The sequence below is a fragment of the Microcoleus sp. Pol14D4 genome (assembly GCF_036701245.1).
Classification (GTDB): domain Bacteria; phylum Cyanobacteriota; class Cyanobacteriia; order Cyanobacteriales; family Microcoleaceae; genus Microcoleus.
Genome location: NZ_JAUBQM010000154.1, coordinates 1 through 5,350, shown reverse-complemented (window position 1 = coordinate 5,350; position 5,350 = coordinate 1). Strand labels below are relative to the sequence as shown.

5 protein-coding genes are annotated in these 5,350 nt (G+C 47.2%); 2 read left to right on the top strand and 3 right to left on the bottom strand.

Annotated features, from left to right (window positions below; genetic code table 11):
- Positions 1-267 precede the first annotated feature (267 nt).
- The gene (locus QUA33_RS27420; protein ID WP_333152841.1) at positions 268-927 is read left to right on the top strand and encodes a DUF3598 family protein; all 660 of its coding nucleotides are present in this window, start codon (positions 268-270) and stop codon (positions 925-927) included.
- Positions 928-1,184: 257 nt separating this feature from the next.
- Here QUA33_RS27420 and QUA33_RS27415 read toward each other — a convergent pair whose 3' ends face one another.
- The 3 genes from QUA33_RS27415 to exaC form a co-directional block, all read right to left on the bottom strand.
- A complete protein-coding gene (locus tag QUA33_RS27415; protein ID WP_333152839.1) occupies positions 1,185-2,021 on the bottom strand; it encodes an SDR family oxidoreductase in 837 nt (278 codons plus the stop codon).
- A 163-nt stretch (positions 2,022-2,184) separates the two neighbouring features.
- A complete protein-coding gene (locus tag QUA33_RS27410) occupies positions 2,185-2,532 on the bottom strand; it encodes a DUF779 domain-containing protein (RefSeq protein WP_333152837.1) in 348 nt (115 codons plus the stop codon).
- A gap of 166 nt (positions 2,533-2,698) precedes the next feature.
- Positions 2,699-4,219, bottom strand: a complete 1,521-nt coding sequence (gene exaC / locus QUA33_RS27405) for an acetaldehyde dehydrogenase ExaC (RefSeq protein WP_333152834.1) — start codon at positions 4,217-4,219, stop codon at positions 2,699-2,701.
- Between the two features lie 299 nt (positions 4,220-4,518).
- On the opposite strand from exaC, the gene QUA33_RS27400 reads away from it, so the two are divergent.
- Positions 4,519-5,256: an A/G-specific adenine glycosylase gene (locus tag QUA33_RS27400; RefSeq protein WP_333152832.1), complete on the top strand. Its 738-nt coding sequence runs from the start codon at positions 4,519-4,521 to the stop codon at positions 5,254-5,256.
- Positions 5,257-5,350: the final 94 nt, after the last annotated feature.

The window sequence follows — 5,350 nt, the reverse complement described above, 5'->3', positions numbered from 1 at the left end:
GGCTGCAATGAATGATGAATACATGATGCTTCTTCTCAAGTCCTTTTGTCAAGACTGATTGAGATGCTCTTACCCTGCATCCCAAAGCAGTATAGGTATTATCGGCGCAGGACAGGGTTTGTCAGTTGCAGCTAAACAAACGTCGAAGTGGATGATAGCAGTCTCAGTTCCAAATAATCCTGGCTCAGTCTAGAGTAGAATAAATGAGCAGGTTGAATCCGCGAAACTAAATTATTGACAACCTATAGGGAAAAAAGGGATACGCCAGTGTCAGAGAACAGATTGTCCATCACCGCCAAAGTACCTTTAACTGCTCAACAGCAATGGGAAAATTTTATCGCTCATCACGGAGCACGTTGGCAAGGGGTATTGGTTAGATATGATGCCACAGGGCAGGTTCTCGATATTCTGGATTCTGTAAGGAGCTTAATTCCTTCTGACGATCGGCAAACAGTCACCCATTCCACCGACTTCAGGAGTCGGATGACAGAAACAGTAATGCAGAAACAATGGGTTTTGACCTTGGGTAATCCGCTGATTATCCATCCGTTTGCTCCAGAGGCTTATCTGCTTTTTAATCCCCATTCTTCTGACACAATGGTTGGGCCGGATCGAACGGGTTCAAGCTTCTATTTTGAGCATTACCTCGTGGCATCAGGAAAAAGAACAAGTGCGGCGGCGATATACCAATCTACGGCAAATAGCCCTCAGCCTAACCTGTGTTCATTGTTTAGAGAGAGCAAGGAAGAGGTAGGGAAACCTTGGTGGTCTGAACAAACTCAGTGTAGGATCGATCGAGTCAACGCCCTCAAGCTTCCTGCTCAAACGGAAGGCGGGACTTACAGCATATTCCACGCAAATAGAGTACACCTTAATCCCAAACACTTACCAAAATGGTTGACAAACCCTTGCAACCGTACTCCATAAACCTGGAAATTGCTGTATGTTTCATTGGATGAGATGGCTCAACTGCCAGTTCCTCCTCAACCGAGTGAAATACAAGGCGATTTTCTACAAATCCAATTTCCCGATGCAATAGAGGTTGTTCTTTCGAGCGATCGATTCAAGACTCCCTATTCTGCCTCCATGAGTTGGATCCCAGATACCAATGATACACAGCGAAGCTGTACTTTAATCTACGGACAACCGGATCAAAAGGCTGATGTATTCGCCATTTAACAGCCTCAAATTTCCACTTCTGGATGAATGAGCTGGTATCCTTCTGCTTTGAGCTTCTGATTCGATATGCGCCGATTATTCGATCGCTCTGTTGTATCTGACCCATCCCATTGCACTTCAGGTAATTCGTAGCGATCGCACAGTTGTTTAAACAATTCACGAGCAGTAATTGGAACATCACTCACTAGGTTATAAACTCCTTCTAATTGACGCGCGAGCGCCAACTCACTTGCTGATACAATGTCGTCCAGATGAATCCAGTTCGTGAAATTATTGCCTGTGCCTGGGCGAGTTGTGCCTGCAAGCTTACTTAACCGTTTCTTGAACTCGCGATCGGGTCCATAAATGGCTGCAAGGCGAAAGATACATACTTTCAAATCAGGGCTGGATGCTGACAGCAAAACTTGCTCTGTCTCATGTAAAATCTCTGCATGTCTGTCAGCGGGTGCCACCGGTGAAAGTTCACTAACCCAGGCTCCATTACTATTGCCATACACCCCAGAACTACTGGTATATATGAGTTGTTTTATGTTGGGAAAATGCTTCAAGGCAAGAGCAAGGTTGTTGGCCGTATGCAGGTATGTCTCCTCGTACATATCGGAATCTACTTGTTGGTTTGCTGTAGGGGCGAGACTCAGGAAGACCACATCTTGATTTTGCAGGATCGTCTGTAATGTCTCTTCATCGCAGCGCTTCAGGACGATGACCTGGTTAGCAACCTTCTGTAACTCCCCAATCCGTTCTTGCGTTGTCGTCGTTGCAGTGATTACGTGACCCAGGTTCCGCCAATGCTGGGCAACTGCACTTCCAACATAGCCACAACCAATAATTATAGCGTTCATCCGTTTTTTCAACTTTTGAGATAGAAGACTCTAGATTGCATCCAAAATAACAATATATCCTAGTTAAAAAACTTTACGCACTGTCCGGCGTCTATTGGATTTGCTTTAGGGGCATTTCATGCTGATTTTTCGCCATATCATCCCTTGATTATGCAACGCGGAGTTAATCAGCATTGACAAACAAGCGAGAACGAGTAATAAAACGTTCTCCATCCGGCCCTTCCAGGGAAAAATCGCTGCCTCCGGGTCCCGATGCCACATCTATAATTAACTGCGTGTGCTGCCAATTTTTGTATTGCTGCGCTGCAATATAAAACGGACAACCGCCTATTTCGCCGAGTAATACGTCACCATCACCGATTATCAATTCCCCGTTGGGATAGCACATGGGACTACTACCGTCGCAGCAGCCACCGGATTGGTGAAACATCAATTCTCCGTGCTGAGTTTTGAGATGGTTGATTAATTTTAAAGCGGCTTCTGTTGCGGTGACTTTTGCGATCGTTTCCATTGTAGTCTCTTTGTGTAGCAATTTTATTTCGTTTTTGAATGAGATTTTTTTTATGAACCGCAGAGGGCGCAGAGGGCGCAGAGAAGGAGAGGAAAGAGAGAAAGAAGGAGTTCGCGAATCATTGAAGTTTGTCCTTCTTCCTTTTTCCTTCCCAATGACTAAAACCTTAGAAAAAACCTAAAGCTTTGGGGCTGTAACTTACCAACAAATTCTTAGTTTGCTGGTAGTGATCTAACATCATTTTGTGATTTTCGCGGCCGATACCAGATGATTTGTAGCCGCCGAATGCTGCGTGGGCCGGATATAGGTGATAGCAGTTTGTCCACACGCGGCCGGCTTGAACGGCGCGGCCCATGCGGTAGGCGGTGTTGATGTCGCGAGTCCAAACTCCTGCACCTAAACCGTAGAGAGTATCGTTGGCAATTTCTAATGCTTCTGCTTCGTCTTTGAAGGTGGTGACTGCTAATACTGGACCGAAGATTTCTTCTTGGAAAATTCGCATTTTGTTGTTTCCTTTGAAGACTGTTGGCTGGAAATAATAGCCGTCTTGCAAGTCGCCGGATAAGATGTTTCTTTCGCCACCAATCAGGCATTCTGCGCCTTCGGCGTGACCGATTTTGACGTATTCGGCGATTTTTTCCATCTGGTTGATGGAGACTTGCGCGCCGAGGGCGGTTGTCGGATCTAAGGGGTTGTCTTGTTTGATTTGACGGATGCGATCGATCGCCCTTTCCATGAATCGATCGTAGATTGACTCCTGAATTAAGGCGCGGGAGGGACAGGTGCACACTTCGCCTTGGTTGAAGGCAAACATGACTAATCCTTCGACTGCTTTGTCGAGGAATTCGTCGTCTTGGGCGCAGATATCTTCAAAGAAAATATTGGGGGATTTGCCGCCTAGTTCTAGAGTGACGGGGATGACATTTTGGGAGGCGTATTGCATGATTAGCCTGCCGGTGGTGGTTTCGCCGGTGAAGGCGACTTTGGCAATCCGGGGACTGGTGGCGAGGGTTTTACCTATTTCGGCGCCTGGCCCGTTAATCACGTTGATTGCGCCGTCTGGTACTAAGTCGGCGATGATTTCCATCAGTACCAAGATTGAGGCGGGGGTGGGGCCTGCTGGTTTGAGGACGACGCAGTTTCCGGCGGCGAGGGCTGGGGCGAGTTTCCAGGCCGCCATTAATATCGGGAAGTTCCAGGGGATGATTTGTCCGATGACGCCTAGGGGTTCGTGGAAGTGGTAGGCGACGGTGGTTCCGTCGAGTTCGCCGATCGACCCTTCTTGAGCTCGGATGCAGCTTGCAAAGTAGCGGAAATGGTCGATCGCCAGCGGTATGTCTGCGAATGTGGTTTCGCGAATTGGTTTGCCGTTGTCCCAGGTTTCGGCGATGGCGAGGCGATCGAGATTTTCTTCGATGCGATCGGCTATTTTGTGCAAAACCCGCGCCCTGTCTGCTGGGGAAGTTTTGCCCCACTTGTCTTTCGCGGCGTGGGCGGCATCTAGTGCCAATTCTACATCTTCGGCGCTCGATCGGGGGATTTGACAAATTGATTTTCCTGTAATTGGAGACAGGTTTTCCGAGTATTTGCCTTTCACCGGTGGCACCCACTTGCCGCCGATAAAGTTGTCGTAGCGAGTTTTAAAAATCGACTGACTGCCGGATTGAACAGGTGCTGCTACTACCATTTTATTACCTGATTAAAATTTGTTTTTGCGGACGCTTAAAATCTCTTGAATATCAACTATCGTCTATTTTCTATAATTTCGGTTGTTTGCTATACAAAATTTTACATTTTTTAAATATTTGAAATCCCAATCTTTTCTCGGTTTCCGGGTCGGGCTGGTGGTTAATAATATTTTTTTACTAAACGCAGAGAACGCTATTGAGGTTGAGAGAAAAAAAGCAGAAAAAGAGAAGTTTACACATTATTTAAATCTGCTATTATATAAATATAAAATTGACAGTTTCTCAAAGTACCAATCAAATGCCTGCAATAAATGCCGTTGTTTTTGATTCTGATTGCGAGCCTGGGTCAAAGCCTTTGAATGCAGCGAAAGTCCGGTGGTTCCGCCGCCGGCTGAAAGCTTGGGCCGAGCAGAATTTCCGTGATTTTCCTTGGCGGCGTACCTGCGACCCCTACGCGATTTTAGTGGCTGAGTTCCTGCTGCAAAAAACTACTGCCGCTACAGTGGCTCCGATTTATCAAGAATTTGTCGATCGGTATCCGACTCTCTCCGATCTAGCGGTCGCGCCTGCGGAGGAAGTTGCTAGTTTGTTGCAGCCTTTGGGTCTTTTTTTTCGGGCGCAAAAGCTGCGGGAATCGGTGCTGGTTATCCTAGAAAATTATCAGGGAAATGTTCCCCGCACGGAAGCTCAGTTGCTGGAACTTCCGGGAGTTGGGAAGTACATTGCGCGATCGGTTTGCGCTAATGCTTTCGGACAGCCAAAAGCGGTGCTGGATACGAATGTTGCTCGGATTTTGCAGCGTTTTTTTGGGATTGACGGCGGTAAGGTAAAATCGCGATCGCCCGAACTTTGGGAAGCCGCAGAACGAGTCGCTCCCAAACAGCAAGTCGGGCCGTGGAATTTAGGAATGCTGGACTTTGGGGCGGCAGTTTGCACTGCAAGAAACCCCCGCTGCGGCGAGTGTCCGCTGCAACAGCAGTGCGAGTACAAAATTAGCAGCGAAATCAATTCTCGGCTCATTGCCGAACTCAGTTGACCAATTTTGTGCAGTCACTGTAGATACTGTCTTGACCTGTCAAGGGGTAGCAGTCAAATAATTAGGATCGAAAGGCTTTTGGGACTTTAAAATC

Excerpts from the sequence above, each read along its gene's own strand:
- QUA33_RS27400 (WP_333152832.1), top strand. The coding sequence starts at position 4,519 with ATGCCTGCAATAAATGCCGTTGTTTTTGATTCTGATTGCGAGCCTGGG.
- QUA33_RS27410 (WP_333152837.1), bottom strand. The coding sequence starts at position 2,532 with ATGGAAACGATCGCAAAAGTCACCGCAACAGAAGCCGCTTTAAAATTA.
- exaC (WP_333152834.1), bottom strand. The coding sequence starts at position 4,219 with ATGGTAGTAGCAGCACCTGTTCAATCCGGCAGTCAGTCGATTTTTAAA.
- QUA33_RS27415 (WP_333152839.1), bottom strand. The coding sequence starts at position 2,021 with ATGAACGCTATAATTATTGGTTGTGGCTATGTTGGAAGTGCAGTTGCC.